The sequence below is a fragment of the Phreatobacter cathodiphilus genome, assembly GCF_003008515.1.
In the GTDB taxonomy this organism is placed as follows: Bacteria; Pseudomonadota; Alphaproteobacteria; order Rhizobiales; family Phreatobacteraceae; genus Phreatobacter; species Phreatobacter cathodiphilus.
Window position 1 is genome coordinate 878,647 of the sequence record NZ_CP027668.1, and the last position, 14,843, is coordinate 893,489.

General features: G+C 67.5%; 11 protein-coding genes. 5 read left to right on the forward strand and 6 right to left on the reverse strand.

Going from position 1 to position 14,843, the window contains the following annotated elements; genetic code table 11:
- Positions 1-57 precede the first annotated feature (57 nt).
- From C6569_RS04315 to C6569_RS04325, 3 genes are all read left to right on the forward strand, one after another.
- Entirely contained in the window at positions 58-1,299 is a 1,242-nt protein-coding gene (locus tag C6569_RS04315) for a CaiB/BaiF CoA transferase family protein (protein WP_106747676.1), read from the forward strand.
- A 1-nt stretch (position 1,300) separates the two neighbouring features.
- Positions 1,301-2,056 carry an enoyl-CoA hydratase/isomerase family protein gene (locus C6569_RS04320; protein WP_106747677.1) on the forward strand — a complete coding sequence of 252 codons (756 nt, stop codon included), beginning with the start codon at positions 1,301-1,303 and terminating at the stop codon, positions 2,054-2,056.
- Between the two features lie 182 nt (positions 2,057-2,238).
- The gene (locus C6569_RS04325) at positions 2,239-3,426 is read left to right on the forward strand and encodes an ABC transporter substrate-binding protein (RefSeq protein WP_245898229.1); all 1,188 of its coding nucleotides are present in this window, start codon (positions 2,239-2,241) and stop codon (positions 3,424-3,426) included.
- Between the two features lie 138 nt (positions 3,427-3,564).
- Here the strand turns inward: C6569_RS04325 and C6569_RS04330 are convergent, their stop codons facing one another.
- On the reverse strand, positions 3,565-4,584 hold the full coding sequence (locus tag C6569_RS04330; protein ID WP_106747679.1) for a zinc-binding alcohol dehydrogenase family protein: 1,020 nt from the start codon (positions 4,582-4,584) through the stop codon (positions 3,565-3,567).
- A 119-nt stretch (positions 4,585-4,703) separates the two neighbouring features.
- Between C6569_RS04330 and C6569_RS04335 the strand changes: the two genes are divergently transcribed.
- Positions 4,704-5,060: a winged helix-turn-helix transcriptional regulator gene (locus C6569_RS04335; RefSeq protein ID WP_106747680.1), complete on the forward strand. Its 357-nt coding sequence runs from the start codon at positions 4,704-4,706 to the stop codon at positions 5,058-5,060.
- Positions 5,061-5,085: 25 nt separating this feature from the next.
- Here C6569_RS04335 and C6569_RS04340 read toward each other — a convergent pair whose 3' ends face one another.
- From C6569_RS04340 to C6569_RS04360, 5 genes are all read right to left on the reverse strand, one after another.
- Positions 5,086-6,033, reverse strand: a complete 948-nt coding sequence (locus C6569_RS04340) for a LysR family transcriptional regulator (RefSeq protein WP_106747681.1) — start codon at positions 6,031-6,033, stop codon at positions 5,086-5,088.
- Between the two features lie 115 nt (positions 6,034-6,148).
- Positions 6,149-7,756 (reverse strand): ABC transporter substrate-binding protein, encoded by a 1,608-nt coding sequence (locus C6569_RS04345; RefSeq protein WP_215905789.1) that lies wholly within the window; start codon positions 7,754-7,756, stop codon positions 6,149-6,151.
- Between the two features lie 41 nt (positions 7,757-7,797).
- Positions 7,798-9,456: a hydantoinase B/oxoprolinase family protein gene (locus C6569_RS04350; RefSeq protein WP_106747683.1), complete on the reverse strand. Its 1,659-nt coding sequence runs from the start codon at positions 9,454-9,456 to the stop codon at positions 7,798-7,800.
- A 35-nt stretch (positions 9,457-9,491) separates the two neighbouring features.
- On the reverse strand, positions 9,492-11,165 hold the full coding sequence (locus tag C6569_RS04355) for a hydantoinase B/oxoprolinase family protein (protein ID WP_181313906.1): 1,674 nt from the start codon (positions 11,163-11,165) through the stop codon (positions 9,492-9,494).
- The gene (locus tag C6569_RS04360) at positions 11,162-13,291 is read right to left on the reverse strand and encodes a hydantoinase/oxoprolinase family protein (RefSeq protein ID WP_106747684.1); all 2,130 of its coding nucleotides are present in this window, start codon (positions 13,289-13,291) and stop codon (positions 11,162-11,164) included. The genes C6569_RS04355 and C6569_RS04360 overlap by 4 nt, the downstream gene beginning before the upstream one ends.
- 565 nt (positions 13,292-13,856) lie before the next feature.
- On the opposite strand from C6569_RS04360, the gene C6569_RS04365 reads away from it, so the two are divergent.
- Positions 13,857-14,843: an ABC transporter permease gene (locus C6569_RS04365; protein ID WP_106747685.1), complete on the forward strand. Its 987-nt coding sequence runs from the start codon at positions 13,857-13,859 to the stop codon at positions 14,841-14,843.

Below are 14,843 nucleotides of genomic sequence, written 5' to 3' on the forward strand. Positions count from 1 at the left end.
TCTCGCCGCGGCGGGGCGAGAGGGCCGGTCATGGGGCGACGTTCAGGAGGATGAGGAATGGCTGATCGGGAGACGCCCGGCGACGCGGCGCGCAGCGACAGGAGGCCCCTGGACGGTATCGTCGTTCTGGATATCACCCGCGTCGTCGCGGGACCCTTTTGCGCCATGCTGCTCGCTGACCTCGGCGCCAGCGTCATCAAGGTCGAGCACCCCGACGATCCCGACTATGCCCGCGGCTTTCCCCCGATGGTCGGCGGCGGTGACGCGGGCGAGAGCGCGTTCTTCACCCAGTTCAATCGCAACAAGCGGGGCATCAGCGTCAATCTGAAGTCGCCCGACGGGAAGGAGCTGTTGAAGCAGCTCGTCCGCAAGGCCGATGTCCTGGTCGAGAATTTCCGGCCGGGCACGATGGACAAGCTCGGCCTCGGCTATGACGAGCTGCGCCGCTGCAATCCGCGCCTCGTCTATACCGCCATATCCGGCTTCGGACGCACCGGCCCCAACTCCTCGCGCCCGGCCTTCGACAATACCGGTCAGGCGGTCGGCGGGCTCTGGTCGATGAACGGCTATGCCGACCGCCCGCCGGTGCGGGTCGGCACCATCATCGGCGATCTCGCGGCCTCGCTCTACGCGACCATCGGCACGCTCGCGGCCCTGCGCACGGCCGAAAAGACAGGCGAGGGGCAGGTGGTCGACGTCTCGCAGCAGGATTCCATCCTGACGCTGACGGAGAATGCCGTCGTGCGTTACACGACCAGGGGCGAGGTCGCCTCGCCCCTCGGCAACGACCACCCCTTCGTCAGGCCCTATGGCCAGTTTCCCTGCAAGGACGGCTACGTCTTCTTCGGCGGCTACACCGACAAGTTCTGGCGGCTCACCTGCGAGATGTTCGGCGAGCCGGAGGTGGCGGACGATCCCGAGATCGACACGATGGACAAGCGCTTCGATCCGGACGTCGCCGAGCGCCGGGTCAAGCCCTTGCTCGAACGCTGGTTCAGCGCCTACGGCAAGGCGGAACTCGAGGCCATGGCGGGGGACCGCGTGCCGCTCAGCGCCATCAAGACCATTCCCGAGGTCGTGGAGGACCCGCACGTGGCGGCCCGCAACATGATCGTCGAGGTGCCCGTCGGCGGCGAGACGGTCCGCATGGTTGGCTCGCCGATCAAGCTGTCGATGACGGGCGAGATCCCGCTCGGCGCCGCGCCGGCTCCCGGGCAGCATACGCGCAGCGTGCTCGCCGAACTCCTCGGCCTCGACGACGAGGCGATCCGGCGTCTGGCCGGCAGCGGAGCGATCTGACATGGCGATCGAGGTCGAGCGCGACGGAGCCGTCGCAACCATTCGCATTGCGCGCCCCGACAAGCTGAACGCCCTGTCGCTGGCCATGTATGACGATCTCGGGCGCGCCTTTGCCGAGGCCGCGCACGACGACGCCGTCCGCGCGGTCATTCTCGCGGGGGCGGGCGAGCGCGCCTTCTGCGTCGGGGCAGACCTGACCGAATCGATCCCAGCTCTCGCCAGCGACCGGTTCGACATCAGCGCCTGGGATCCGGCTCACCTGAAGAACGTCCCGCTGTACAAGCCGGTCGTCGCGGCCATCCGCGGCCTCTGCGTCGGCGGCGGCTTCGAGATCATGCTGGCGACCGATATCCGCATCGCCTCGACCGATGCGATCTTCCAGCTCCCCGAGCCGATCCATGGTTTCGTTCCCGCCGGCGGGACTTTGGTGCGCCTCGTCCGCCAGATCGGCCATGCCCACGCCATGGAGATTCTGCTGACCGCGCAGCGTTTCTCCAGCGCCGACATGCTGGCGAAGGGAGTGGTCAACCGCGTGCTGCCGGCAGCGGAGGTCGAGCCGGCCGCGAAGGAGCTCGCCGCCCGCATGGCGGCCCTGAGCGCCAGCGCCGTGCAGACGATCAAGGAGGCCGTCCTCACGCTGCAGGATCTGCCCTATCGCGAGGCCTTCGCCGCGGAGGCGAGGCTCGGCCAGCGCACTTTCACCAGCGAGGATGCGAAGCGCGGCCTCGCGGCCTTCGCGGCGCGCGACAAGCGCTGACGCACCCGACCTGTCAGATACCCACACCCGTCCGAACCGCGGATGTCGGCTGTGGACGTTGAGAAGGGGGCAGATCCGCCCCGAGACTGTCGAACAATGCCGGCGTCGACCGGCTGGCAATCTCGGGAGGAATAACGATGCGTCTCACCAGGAGAAGGTTTGCTCTGGCCGCGGCAGGGGCCATGGCCGCGGGGCCGTTCTCGGCGCGGGCCCAGTCGGTCGCAATCTCCGACGACGTCGTTCGCATCGGGCTGATCGAGGACATGGCCGGCGTCTATGCCGACATCACCGGCACGGGTTGCGTCACCGCGGCGCAGATGGCCATCGACGAGTTCGGCGGCCGGGTGCTGGGCAAACCCGTGGAGCTCGTCTTCGCCGATCACCAGAACAAGCCGGATGTCGCCGCTTCGATCGCCCGGCAATGGCTCGACGAGCGCAAGGTCGACGCCATCCTGGACGTCGCCTCCTCCTCGCCCGCGCTGGCGGTGATCGAAATCGCCAAGGAGAAGGGAAAAATCATCACGCTGTCGTCGCCCGGCTCCACCCGCATCACCAACGAGAACTGCGGCCCCTTCGTCGTCCACTGGGCCTACGACACCTACGCCATCGCCCAGAGCACGGCCCAGGCCCTGGTGCGACAAGGCTTCGACACCTGGTTCTTTGTCACCGCGGACTATGCCTTCGGTCACGGGCTGCAGGAGCAGTCGACGCGGGTCGTCAGCGAAAACAACGGCCGGGTCCTCGGCAGCGTCCGGCTGCCGGTCGGCACGGCGGATTTCGCATCGGCGCTCCTGCGGGCTCAGTCCTCGGGGGCGAAGGTCGTCGCGCTGGCCAATGCCGGCACCGACACGATCAACTCCATCAAGCAGGCGTCCCAGTTCGGCCTGACGCAGGGCGGGCAGAAGCTTGCGACTCTCGCCGGCTTCATCAACGACATCCACGGCCTGGGCCTCGCCGAGGCGCAGGGGCTGACCATCACCGAGGCATCCTACTGGGACAGCAGCGACGAGACGCGCGCCTGGTCCCGAAAGTTCTTCGACAAGGTCAAGGCCATGCCGAACATGCTGCAGACCGGGACCTACTCGTCGACCCTGCACTATCTGAAGGCGGTGACCGCGGCGAAGACCGACGCGTCCGGTCCGGTCATGGAGGCGATGCGCGCCATTCCCGTCGACGACATCTTCTACAAGAACGGAAAAATCCGGCCGGACGGCCGCATGGTGCACGACAGCATGAGCCTGTTCGAGGTCAAGACGCCGGCCGAGTCCAAGGGCCCTTGGGACTACTACAAGCGGCTGGCGACGATCCCGGGCGACCAGGCGTTCCAGCCGCTGCCGGCATCGACCTGCACTCTCGTGCGCCGCCCCTAGGCGCGGAGGGCGGGCCGGCTGCGACCCTGCTCCACCTCGCCTGTGGCGGCGGGTCGCGGGAGACCACCGCCGTTTTATTCACGTCGTGCGGCCAAAGGCGACCGTGTTGTCACACGGTCGCGACGCCGCGGTCCCCTGTCAGCCCCAGCCCTCCACGACGATCTTGCCGCGCATCGCGCCGCTCTCGACGCGGCGATGGGCCTCCGCCAGGGTTCCGGGAGAGATGGGCGACAGCGTTGCGGTGAGGGTGCTGCGCATCCGACCCGCGTCGACGAGGTCCGCCACGCGCTCAAGCAATCGTCCCTGCTCATCCATATCAGCGGTCTGGAACAGCGGGCGGGTGAACATCAGCTCCCAGTGCACCGACACCGACTTCCGCTTGAACGGCAGGATGTCGAGGTGCATCGGATCGTCGATGAGGGCGAAGCGCCCCTGCGGGGCGATCAACGCCGCGATATCCGAGAGATGCCGGTCCGTCTGGGTGGTCGAGAAGACGAAGGCCGGGGCACCGAGGCCGAGCGCCGCAACCTCGGCCGCGATAGGCCGGCCGTGGTCCACGACGTGATGGGCGCCGAGGGAACGCACCCATTCGCGCGTCTCCGGCCGTGACGCCGTTGCGATGACGGTCAGGTCGGTCAGTGCCCTCGCGAGCTGGATGGCAACCGATCCCACGCCACCGGCCCCGCCGATCACGAGAACGGCCGGCGCGGCGCCCGGTACCGGCTCGCCGACGCGCAGCCGGTCGAACAGCGTCTCCCATGCGGTGATGCTGGTCAGGGGCAGGGCAGCGGCCTCGGCGAAGGAGAGCTTGGCCGGTTTGCGGCCGACGATCCGCTCGTCGACGAGATGGTATTCGGCATTGCTGCCGTCGCGCGCGATGCTGCCGGCGTAGGCCACTGCGTCGCCGGGCATGAAACGGGTGACCTCCGGTCCGACTGCGGCGACGATGCCCGCCGCGTCCCAGCCGAGGATGCGTTCGGCCCGCCCCGCGAACGGGGCGGATCCCGCGCGAAGCTTGGTGTCCACGGGATTGACCGAAACGGCCTTCACCTCGACGAGGATGTCGCGCCGCGTCGGTTCGGGACGCGGCATGTCGATGGCGACGAGGGCGTCCGGAGCATCGATCGGTCCGGGCTGGCGATAGGCGATGGCGCGCATGGAAGGCTCCTCTTGGGCTGGCGTGGCGCCTGATGTAGTCTCATCGCCAAAACCTGACGTACGCACATCCATCGCCAGTAGTGTCGAAAATGATACTATTGGAGGATCGGGAGATTTCCATGGCCAAGGCTCGCCATTCCCGCCTCGACTGCGCCCCCGGCTGCGCGGTGGAGGCCGCCATCAGCCTGATCGACGGCAAGTGGAAGGCCGTCATTCTGCATCACTTGCAGGAGGGGCCCCTGCGCTTCGGCGAGTTGCGCCGCCGTGCCGGCGACGTCACCCAGCGGATGCTGACCAACCAGTTGCGCGAGCTGGAGGCCGACGGCCTCATCGATCGCGCGGTCTTCGCGCAAGTGCCGCCGCGCGTGGAGTACAGCCTGTCGCCGCGCGGCCGGTCGCTGTCGCCGATCATCGAGGCGCTGCGCGTCTGGGGCGACGCCAACATGGACCTGTTCCAGCGCCGCCGCGCGGCGTGAGGCCGTCGCCCAGGGTGCACCCGCTTCAGTCGAGGAGCCAGGGCGGGTTGCGGAAGCGCTGGCTCAGCATGTCCACGAAGTAGCGCACCTTCGGCGCGATGTGCCGGCTGTGGGTGAAGGCGACGTAGATGCCCGCCTCCGGAATGCTGCTCCAGTCAGTGAGCAGAGGCACGAGCTCGCCGCGACGGATGCTGTCATGGCACAGATAGGCCGCGATGATGGAGATGCCGGCGCCGCGCCGCGTCGCCTCGAACACGGCCTCGGAATTGTCCGAGCGGAAGTCGCCGCCGACCTTGACGACCTCGACCTCGTCGCCGCGCTGGAAGCGCCAGACGTTTCCGCCCGCCGAATAGTGGGTGAAGCTCATGCAGCTGTGGCCCGAGAGGTCCGACGGCGTCGTCGGCGTGCCGTGGCGGGCGAGATAGCCGGGGGAGGCGACCACCCAGCGCTTGTTGGCCGCGATCTTGCGGATGATGAGGTTGGAATCCGGCAGATGGCCTATCCGCACGACGAGGTCGTAGGCCTCCTCGATCAGGTTGACGAACCGGTCGGAGTAATTCGCCTCCACCCGGACCTCCGGATATTGCTCCATGAAGTCGAGGATCGCAGAGGAGAGATGCAGCCGGCCGAAGGCGACGGGAATGCTGATCCTGAGCAGGCCCCGCGGCTCCGAGCTGAGTGACTCGACCAGAGCCTCGGCTTGGGCGAGCCCGCCGAGCACCGTCACGCATTGTTCATAGTAGAGGCGTCCTGCCTCCGTCATCGCCACCCGTCGCGTCGTGCGCTCCAGGAGCCGGGTGCCGAGGGAGTCCTCCAACCGGGTGACCTTGCGGCTCACCGTCGACGGCGTCTGTCCCAGCGCCTGCGCGGCATCGACGAAACTCAGATGTTCTGCGACCGCGACGAACGAGGTGATCAGGCCGAGGCGCTCGACGTCGATGGCCGCCTTCTGCTTCGCGTGGATGAAGTTCATTGCGGCCCTCGCATCGCCCAACACCAACGCGGGAAGCGGAGCAATTTGGGGACCAAACCCCACGAGGTGGTCGCAAGGCTGCCCTCTGCGCATCGCTTGGCAGAGGGCCTCGGCATCACTCGGCCATGAAGGCCTTGGAGAAGGTGCCTTCGAACCCTTCCGCATTCACCGTGTGGCCTTGCGCCGCCACATGGTGGATCGTCTGCCAGGTCGCCATGGCCAGCGGAAGGTTCGGCAATTCGGTCTTGACGATTTCCTGCACGCGCATCCAGGCCGTGATGCGCTTGTCCTTGTCCGGCTCGATGCTCGCCTGCTCGAGCAGCGCGTCCACCTCGGCATTGCTGTAGTGCGTGCCGTTGGAGAAGGGCACGCCGCGCAGGTAGTTCTTCGACCAGTAGAGGCGCTGCACGCCGACATTCGGATCGAACAGATTGCTAATGGAGGCGAGATGAACGCCGAAATCGCGGTCGGTGTAGACGCGCCTCACGAGCGTGCCCATGTCCTGGCTGCGCAGGTCGAGGCCGATCCCCGCGCGAGCCAGCGACGAGCGGAGGAACTCGGCCACCGGCCGCTGGTCTTCGCCGGTGTAGTCGATGTTGATCGTGAAGCGCATGGCGTTGCCGCGACGCGGATAACCGGCCTCGTCGAGCAGCTTCTGCGCGGCGTTGACGTTGAACGGGTAGGGTGACGGGCGGGCGTCGTGGAAGTCCTTGTGATAGGGCACCACGGGAGAGGCCGAGGGCAAGGCGTTGCCGAAGAACACGATCCGGCACAGGGCGGCCCGGTCCACGCAATGGGCGATCGCCTGGCGAACCTTGAGATTCTTCAGGTAGGGATTGTCGAGGTTGAACTCGGCGATGATGATGTTCGGCGGGTCGTAGGCATAGCCCTTGGGCTCGAAGCGGATGTGGGGCAGGGCCTTCAGCCGTTCGACGTCGCGATGGGGCACCGGCGTGCGGTAGCCCACATGCACGCTGCTGGTTTCGAAGGCGATGGTGCGGGCGGCCGGATCGAGAATGAACCGGACGATCAGCCTGTCGAGATAGGCGCCGTCCTTGTCCCAGTAGTCGGGGTTGCGCTCCCAGATCGCGTGGCTGCCACGCACCCATTCCTTGAAGACGTAGGGACCGGTGCCGATGGGCGCGGTATTGTTGGGGTGCGACAAGGGGTCGGCGTCGCCGTAGACGTGCTTGGGGACGATGGCGGTCTCCATCGCCGCCAGCGCCGTCAGCAGGAACGGGGTCGGCTTCGACAGTTTCAGGACGACCGTATGCGGCGTCGGCGCCTCGATGCTGGAGACGAACTGGAAGGTCGAGCGTCCGCGGGGATGCAGGCGTTTCACCGTCTGGATGGAGAAGATGACGTCCTCCGCGGTGAAGTCCTTGCCGTCGTGCCATTTGACGCCCTGACGTAGCTGGAACGTGTAGGTCAGCCCGTCCGGTGAAACCTCCCAGGCCGTCGCCAGCGAGGGCAGCGGCTTCAGGTTGTCGTCATATTGCAGCAGCCCCTCGGTGGTGCGCCCCGTCAGGGCGATACTGCTCGAGTTGACGAAGGAGAGCAGGGCCGGGGGCTCCGACTGCATGACCATGATCATCGTGCCGCCCTTCCTGGGGGCGGCCTGCGCGGCCGCCGGAGAGGCGCGGCCCGCAAGGCCCGCGGCCGGCAGGGTCGACAGGGCGGCAACGACCGAGCGTCGCGTCAGGTGTGTGGTGGGCTTCGTCAAGGTCCTCTCCTGTGCGTCGGCGGTACTGGGGATGTCGGCGTTCATGCCGTTTGATCGAAGCGGTAGAGGGTGCGTGCGGCTTCTGGGGTGATGCGGCCCTCGACCAGATCGGCCTCGACCAGTGCGCGTGGCCGGTCGGCGGGATCGCCGAGGCCGCCGCCCCCGGGCGTGCGGACGATCAGGCGGTCGCCGGGTGCCACGTGATAGCGGGCCGCGGGCCGGATATCCGGGTCGGACCGCAGCTCGATCCGGCCCAGAGCGCCGTCCTTGCCGCCGCCATAGCCGCGCGCCGGGTACTCCTGGCGGCCGATGCGCGCCTGATACATGAAGGGCTGGTCGATGCTGTTCTCGACCTCGATGATCTGGCCGAGGCCGCCGCGCGTCGCACCGGCACCGCCGCTGTCGGGGCGCAGCTCCTTGCGCCAGACGATGACGGTGGACATGGACTCGAAGATCTCGATCGGACCCCCGCGCACGCCGCTGGGATAACCGGTCGCCGACAGCCCGTCCCTACCCGGAAGAGCACCCATGCCGCCGTTGGTCAGCACGTTGACCGCATAGGTCTGGTCGATCCGCGCCGGACTGGTGCGGGGGCCGCGCGCATTGATGCGCCAGAGCACCGAGGTGTTCTCGGCCGGCACCCGGTCGGGCACCGCCTGCCGGAGACAGCCGAAGACGAGGTCCGGCATCATCATGCCGATGGTGGCGCGTCCGAAGACTGCCGCAGGCTTCAGCGCGTTGACGATGCAGCCCGGCGGCGCCGAGATGGTGAGCGGCGCGAGCGAACCGGCATTGTTCGGGATGCCGTGCGAGACGATGCAGCCGAGGCCGAAGCTCGTATAGGCGAGCGTGTAGCAGATCGGCACGTTGATGTTGTACTTCACCATGCCGTCCGTGCCGGTGAAATCCACGTGGATGCCGCTGTCGGACACGGTCAGGGCCGCCGCCAGCCGGATCGGCTCGCTCGCCCCGTCGACCAGCATGCTGTTGTGCCAGGTGCCCCGCGGCAGCTTGCGGATTTCGGCCAGGACCGCCTCGCGCGAGGTGTCGATGACGTAATCGGCGAGTTGGTCGAGCTCGTCGATCCCGAACTCGTCCATCATCTCCAGGAGACGTTCGCAGCCGACATCGTTGCAGGAGACGAGCGAGTAGACGTCGCCGACCGTCTCCACCGGCTCGCGCGTGTTGGCGCGGATCACCTCGAACAGGGTCTCGTTGATCACGCCCGCGTCGACAATCTTCAGGATGGGCAGGTAGAGCCCCTCCATGAAGACGTCGGTGGTGTCCATGAACGGCACGGCACCGCCGATATCGAACACATGGCAGTTGCAGGCAACGATCCCGATCAGCCGTCCGTCGCGAAAGCACGGCGTGGTCAGCGAGATGTCGTTGGTGTGGCCGGTGCCCATCCAGGGGTCGTTGTGCACGAAGACGTCTCCGGGCCTCATCGTCTCGACCGGGAATTTCGCGATCACGTGGCCGACCGCCAACGCCATGGAATTGATGTGTCCCGGCGTGCCGGTCACCGCCTGGGCAAGCATCCGCCCCTTGGCGTCGAAGACGCCGGCGGCGAGGTCGCCTGACTCCCGCACGATGGTGGAGAAGGCGGTCCGCTGCAGCGCCTGGGCCTGTTCCTCCACCACCGCGATCAGACGGTTCCACATGATCTGGAGATCGATCAGGCCGATGCTTGCGCTCATTCGGGGCTCCCCGAGGTAGGATCGGAAGGGCTGGCTCACACCGCGGCCCGGTCGGTCGCCAGGCCGTAAAGGCTGTGCGCCGCCTCGGGCGAGATCAGTTCGTTGGCGAGGTCGGCCGCCACTGCGGCCGGGTCGCGGTGGCGCGGATCGCCGATGCCGCCGCCTCCGGGCGACCGGATGTGAAGCCGGATGCCCGGCGGAATGGGAAAGCGTCCCTTGCCCGGCAGGCTCTTGCCGTCTGACCGGGCGACGACGCCCGGCGCGCCGGCCAGGCCGCCGTCGAACCCCGCGGCGGGGTGGATCAGGCGCTCGTAGGAACAGGCCAGCTCGAAGGGTTCGGGGATGCCGTTCTCGATCTCGATGTCCTGGCCGAGGCCGCCACGCTGGCGGCCCGCGCCACCGCTGTCCTGGCGGTACTGCTTGCGCCAGACGATGACGGTGGACATGGATTCATAGATCTCGACCGGCCCGCCCCGCACGCCGCTCGGAAAGCCGGTGGCCGAAAGCCCGTCGCGCAGCGGCAGCGCGCCCATGCCGCCCGTCGTCACGATGCCGACGACGAAGCTGTCGTCATGGCGCGGCGGGCTGACCCTCGGGCCGCTGATGTTGATGCCCCAGAGCACGCCGGCGCCTTCGGCGGGGACCCGGTCGGGGATGGCCTGGCGCAGGCATCCGAAGACGAGATCGGGAAGCATCAGGCCGACGAGATGCCGCGCGACGACGGCCGCCGGCTTGAGCGCGTTGACCACCGACCCGGGCGGCGCCGCGACCGTGCGTGGCTCCAGCGATCCCGCATTGTTCGGAATGTCGCGGGCGACGATGCAGCCGAGGGCGTAGGAGGTATAGGCGATGGTGTAGCAGAGCGGCACGTTGAAGTTCTGCTTCACCATGCCCGCCGAGCCGGCATAGTCGACGTGGATGCCGCCGTCCGAGATGGTCAGGGCCGCCTTCAGCGCCAGCGGGCCGTCGAATCCGTCGAGCGTCAGCGTGCTGGACCAGGTGCCTTTGGGCAGTGCGCGGATATTGGCGAGGACGGCCGCGCGCGAGGTGTCGATGATGTGGTCGGCCACCGGCCCGAGATCGTCGATTCCAAACTCTGCCATCGTCTCGACGAGGCGCTCGCAGCCGACATCGTTGCAGGCGATCAGCGAATAGACGTCCCCCTCCGTCTCGACCGGCAGCCGGGTGTTGGCCCGGATGAGCTCCATAAGGGTCTCGTTGACGACGCCGGCTTCGACGATCCGCAGGATCGGCAGGTAGAGCCCTTCCATGAAGACGTCGATGGAACCGGACATGCGCGGCACGCCGCCGATATCCATGAGATGGCTGTTGCAGGCGAATATCGCGACCAGTTTCCCGTCGCGGAAACAGGGCGTGGTGACCGAGAAGTCGTTGGTGTGGCCGGTGCCCATCCAGGGATCGTTGTGGATGAAGACGTCGCCCGGCCGCATCGCCTCCGCAGGGTAGCGCTCCAGCACATGGCCGACCGCCAGGGCCATGGAGTTGATGTGCCCCGGGGTTCCGGTCACCGCCTGGGCCAGCATGCGGCCGCGGACGTCGAACACCCCGGCGGCGAGGTCGCCGGATTCGCGGACGATGGTGGAGAAGGCCGTGCGTTGCAGGGTCTGGGCCTGCTCTTCCACCACGGCGATCAGCCGGTTCCAGAGGATCTGCTTGTCGATCAACCCGAGCGGCACGGTCTGGATCATGCCGGTACTCCTTCCCGGGCCGCCAGCGCGCCGGTGGAGGCCGGCTCCTTGTGATCCAGGACGATGGAGCCGGCCGCGTCGATCCACGCTTCGAAACTGTCGGTGATGAAGGTCGAGGTTTCGGCCTCCGCGATCACTGCGGGACCGGCGACCCGGGCGCCCGGCTCGAGGGCGACGCGGTTGTAGCGCGGAATGGTGATGACCTTGCCGGAGCGGCCGTCGAAGAAGGGGGTGAAGCCCTCGGCCGGCGGCGAGGCCTTGGGACTGACCGGGCCGATCGCCTCCGGCAGCACCTGGCGGGTCGATACCGCCACCGACCACGCCATGATCTCGATCGCCGCATGGGGGATGATCCGCTTGAACAGGATCTTGTAGGCCGCCTCGTACTCGGCCCGGAACACGGCTTCGTCGGCCTGGGTGAGCGCGCGGTTCGGCAACTCGACCGGAATTTCGTGCCCCTGTCCGACATAGCGCATGTAGGCCACGCGCTTTTCCTCGAGCGGGGCGCCCTTCGCCGCGCTGGAGACCCAGGCATGAATGTCGCGCGAGGTCTCGGCCAGCAGCGCGCTCGCCGCCGCGGCGTCGAATTCGGAGCCGAGCCGCATGTAGTTCGTGCGCACGAGTTCGAAGGAGATCGGTGCCGCGAGGAAGCCCACCGCGGAGCCGACGCCGGCATTGGCCGGAACGATCACGCGCCGCGCGCCGATCTTCTCCGCGACGCGCGCGACGTGAAGCGGTGCCGCGCCGCCGAAGGCGATCACCGTGTGCTGGCTCGCCACCGCGCCGCGTTCCACCGCATGGACGCGGGCGGCGCTCGCCATGTTTTCGCAGACCATCTCGTACACGCCATAGGCCGCCATGGTGGCGTTCATGCCCAGCGGCGCCCCGACATGGGTTTCGAGCGCCCTGGCGGCGAGTTCGGGTTTCAGCGTGATGCTGCCGCCGGCGAACGCCACGGGGTCGATGAGGCCCAGCACCACATTCGCGTCGGTGACCGCCGGCCGCTCGCCGCCGAGCCCGTAGCAGGCCGGGCCCGGATCGGACGAGGCGCTCTCGGGGCCGACCGTCACCCGGTTCAGCCGGTCGACCCGCGCGATCGAGCCGCCCCCGGCGCCGATCTCGACCATCTCGATCACCGGAATGCGGACCGGCAGGCCGCTGCCCTTCAGGAAGCGCGCCGCGCGGTCCACCTCGAACATGCGGACGGTCTCGGACTTGAAATCGTTGATCAGGCTGATCTTGGCGGTCGTACCGCCCATGTCGAATGCGATGACCTTGGGCTCGCCCAGCCGCGCGGCGATCTGGGCCGCGAAAATCGAGCCTCCGGCCGGGCCGGACTCGACCAGCCGTACCGGGAAGCGCCTGGCGATGTCCACCGAGGTGAGGCCGCCGCCCGAGGTCATCAGGCAGAGGAAGCCGCGGAAGCCGTCGGCGGCCAGTCTGGACTCCATGCGGGTCAGATAGCCGTCCATCATGGGCTGGACATAGGCATTGGCCACCGCCGTGGAGGTCCGCTCATACTCGCGGATTTCCGGGCAGACCTCGCTGGAAAGCGTAATCGCGAGGCCCGGCATGGCGCCGCGCAGCAGCTCCGCCGCGCGCTTCTCGTGCTCGGGGTTGAGGTAGGAGTGCATGAAGGCGATGGCGACGCTGGTGATGCCCTTGTCCTTCAGCGTGGAGGCGAGGGCGACGACGTCGCTTTCCACCAGTGGCAGGCGGACCACGCCGCGCGCGTCGATCCGCTCGCGGACGGTGAAACGCAGCGGCCGCGCGACCAAGGGCTTGGGCCGTTCGAGCGCCAGTTCATACTGGTCGTAACGGCTCTCGGTGCCGATCTCGATCACGTCGCGGAAGCCGTCGGTCGCGATGAGTGCCGTCGGGGCGCCGCGGCGCTCGATGATGGCGTTGGTCGCCAACGTCGTGCCGTGCACGAAGGTGTCGATATCGCTCAGCGCCTTGCCCGCCTGAGCGAGAATGTCTGCAACCCCCTTGAGAATCCCGTCCTCGGGGGAGGCGGGGGTGGTGAGCACCTTGGTCGTCCAGCGTTTGGCGCCCAGTTCGAGCACCACGTCGGTGAAGGTGCCGCCGACATCGACGGAGAGTTTCAGCAGCTCAGCATCGCCCACGGTCGGATACCTCGTCCTGTGAGAGGGCTCGACGGAAGGCAACTCCCGCCGGCGGCGCGGAAGGCCGTCGGGCGCCCACGTGATGAAAGTATTGCATCAAGCATTTGGGGTCGGTACGGCGATAATCCGCATGGTCCATTGCATTGATCGATGCAATCGGAATGCAGATATCGCCGCTGTTTGCCGAGAATGGCGTCAGGCTGCCCGTTTAGCGGCGCAACCTGCATAATCTTGAGGCGAGGTCGCTATTGACGGGTAAGTGAAATCGCTCTCAGGATCAATGGTGACTGATGGTCGGGGATGCGATTACTTTTCAGGTCGCGTCCGCCTTCAAAGGTTTGGTCGGGTCGAGCCCGGTCTGGTCCAAGGACTCTGCGACGTCATCTGCCCGGGAGCGAGCAATCATGAAGAGATGGCCCACCCGCTTTACGCTGCCCGACAGGCGTTTTTCGGCCGGCCATCGGTCTGCGCGGCCTGTTGCAGTGCAGCAAATCTGGAGCCGGCGGGCCGGAGGGTGCCTCGATATTGACCCGTCGCGCCGGTTTTCCGCAGCGGAGCGATCGGCATGAGCGCGCTCGCCCGCACCGCCAAGACCCTCAGGCGGACCGCGGTCCAGGCGGTGCCGACCATCGCCGGCATCATCGTGCTGAATTTCCTGTTCCTGAACCTGATGCCCGGCGATGCCGCCGACGCCATCGCCGGCCGTGCGGGTTCGGCGACCGCCGAGACCATGGAGGCGCTACGCCAGTCGCTGGGGCTCGACCAGTCGCTGCTGACCCGCCTCTTCGTCTATCTCGGCGATCTCGCGTCCTTCAATCTGGGCCGGTCCGCAACCTACAACGTGCCGGTGTCCGCGCTCATCGCCGAGCGCCTGCCCAACACCATGCTGCTGATGTTCACCGCGCTGACGCTCGCCCTGACCTTCGGCATCGGTTTCGGATGGATCATGGCGGTGTTCGCCAGCAAGTGGCCGGATCGCCTCCTCACCGCCCTGGTGCTCCTGTTCTACTCCGCTCCGGCCTTCTGGCTCGGCCTGATGACGATCGTCATGTTCTCGGCCTGGCTCGGCTGGCTGCCCAGCAGCGGCAACACCTCGCTCGGCCGCAATCTCACCGGGCTCGCCGGCCTCAAGGATCGCATTCAGCATCTCATCCTGCCGGCCACCGCCATGGCCATCAATTTCGTCGCCATCTACGCGCGCCTCACCCGCGCGGCGATGCTCGATGTGCTCAGGCAGGACTTCATGCGGACGGCGGCCGCCAAGGGGCTGCATCCGCTGGTGCTGCAGTTCCGCCACGCCATGCGCAATGCGCTGATCCCGGTGACGACCGTCGCCGGCATGCATCTGGCCAACCTCCTCGGGGGTGCCGTCGTCATCGAGACGGTCTTCGGCTGGCCCGGCATCGGCCGCCTCACCCTCGATGCCGTCCTCGCCCGTGACTACAACGTGCTGCTGGGAATCCTGCTCCTGTCGTCGGTGATCGTGATCGTCGTCAACATGCTGATCGAGATCATCGTCTCGTGGCTCGATCCGCGTATCCAGGCGAGGTGA

Bases quoted from the DNA above. Each gene is read 5' to 3' on its own strand.
- C6569_RS04315 (WP_106747676.1), top strand. From the start codon at position 58: ATGGCTGATCGGGAGACGCCCGGCGACGCGGCGCGCAGCGACAGGAGG.
- C6569_RS04320 (WP_106747677.1), top strand. From the start codon at position 1,301: ATGGCGATCGAGGTCGAGCGCGACGGAGCCGTCGCAACCATTCGCATT.
- C6569_RS04325 (WP_245898229.1), top strand. From the start codon at position 2,239: ATGGCCGCGGGGCCGTTCTCGGCGCGGGCCCAGTCGGTCGCAATCTCC.
- C6569_RS04330 (WP_106747679.1), bottom strand. From the start codon at position 4,584: ATGCGCGCCATCGCCTATCGCCAGCCCGGACCGATCGATGCTCCGGAC.
- C6569_RS04335 (WP_106747680.1), top strand. From the start codon at position 4,704: ATGGCCAAGGCTCGCCATTCCCGCCTCGACTGCGCCCCCGGCTGCGCG.
- C6569_RS04340 (WP_106747681.1), bottom strand. From the start codon at position 6,033: ATGAACTTCATCCACGCGAAGCAGAAGGCGGCCATCGACGTCGAGCGC.
- C6569_RS04350 (WP_106747683.1), bottom strand. From the start codon at position 9,456: ATGAGCGCAAGCATCGGCCTGATCGATCTCCAGATCATGTGGAACCGT.
- C6569_RS04355 (WP_181313906.1), bottom strand. From the start codon at position 11,165: ATGATCCAGACCGTGCCGCTCGGGTTGATCGACAAGCAGATCCTCTGG.
- C6569_RS04365 (WP_106747685.1), top strand. From the start codon at position 13,857: ATGAGCGCGCTCGCCCGCACCGCCAAGACCCTCAGGCGGACCGCGGTC.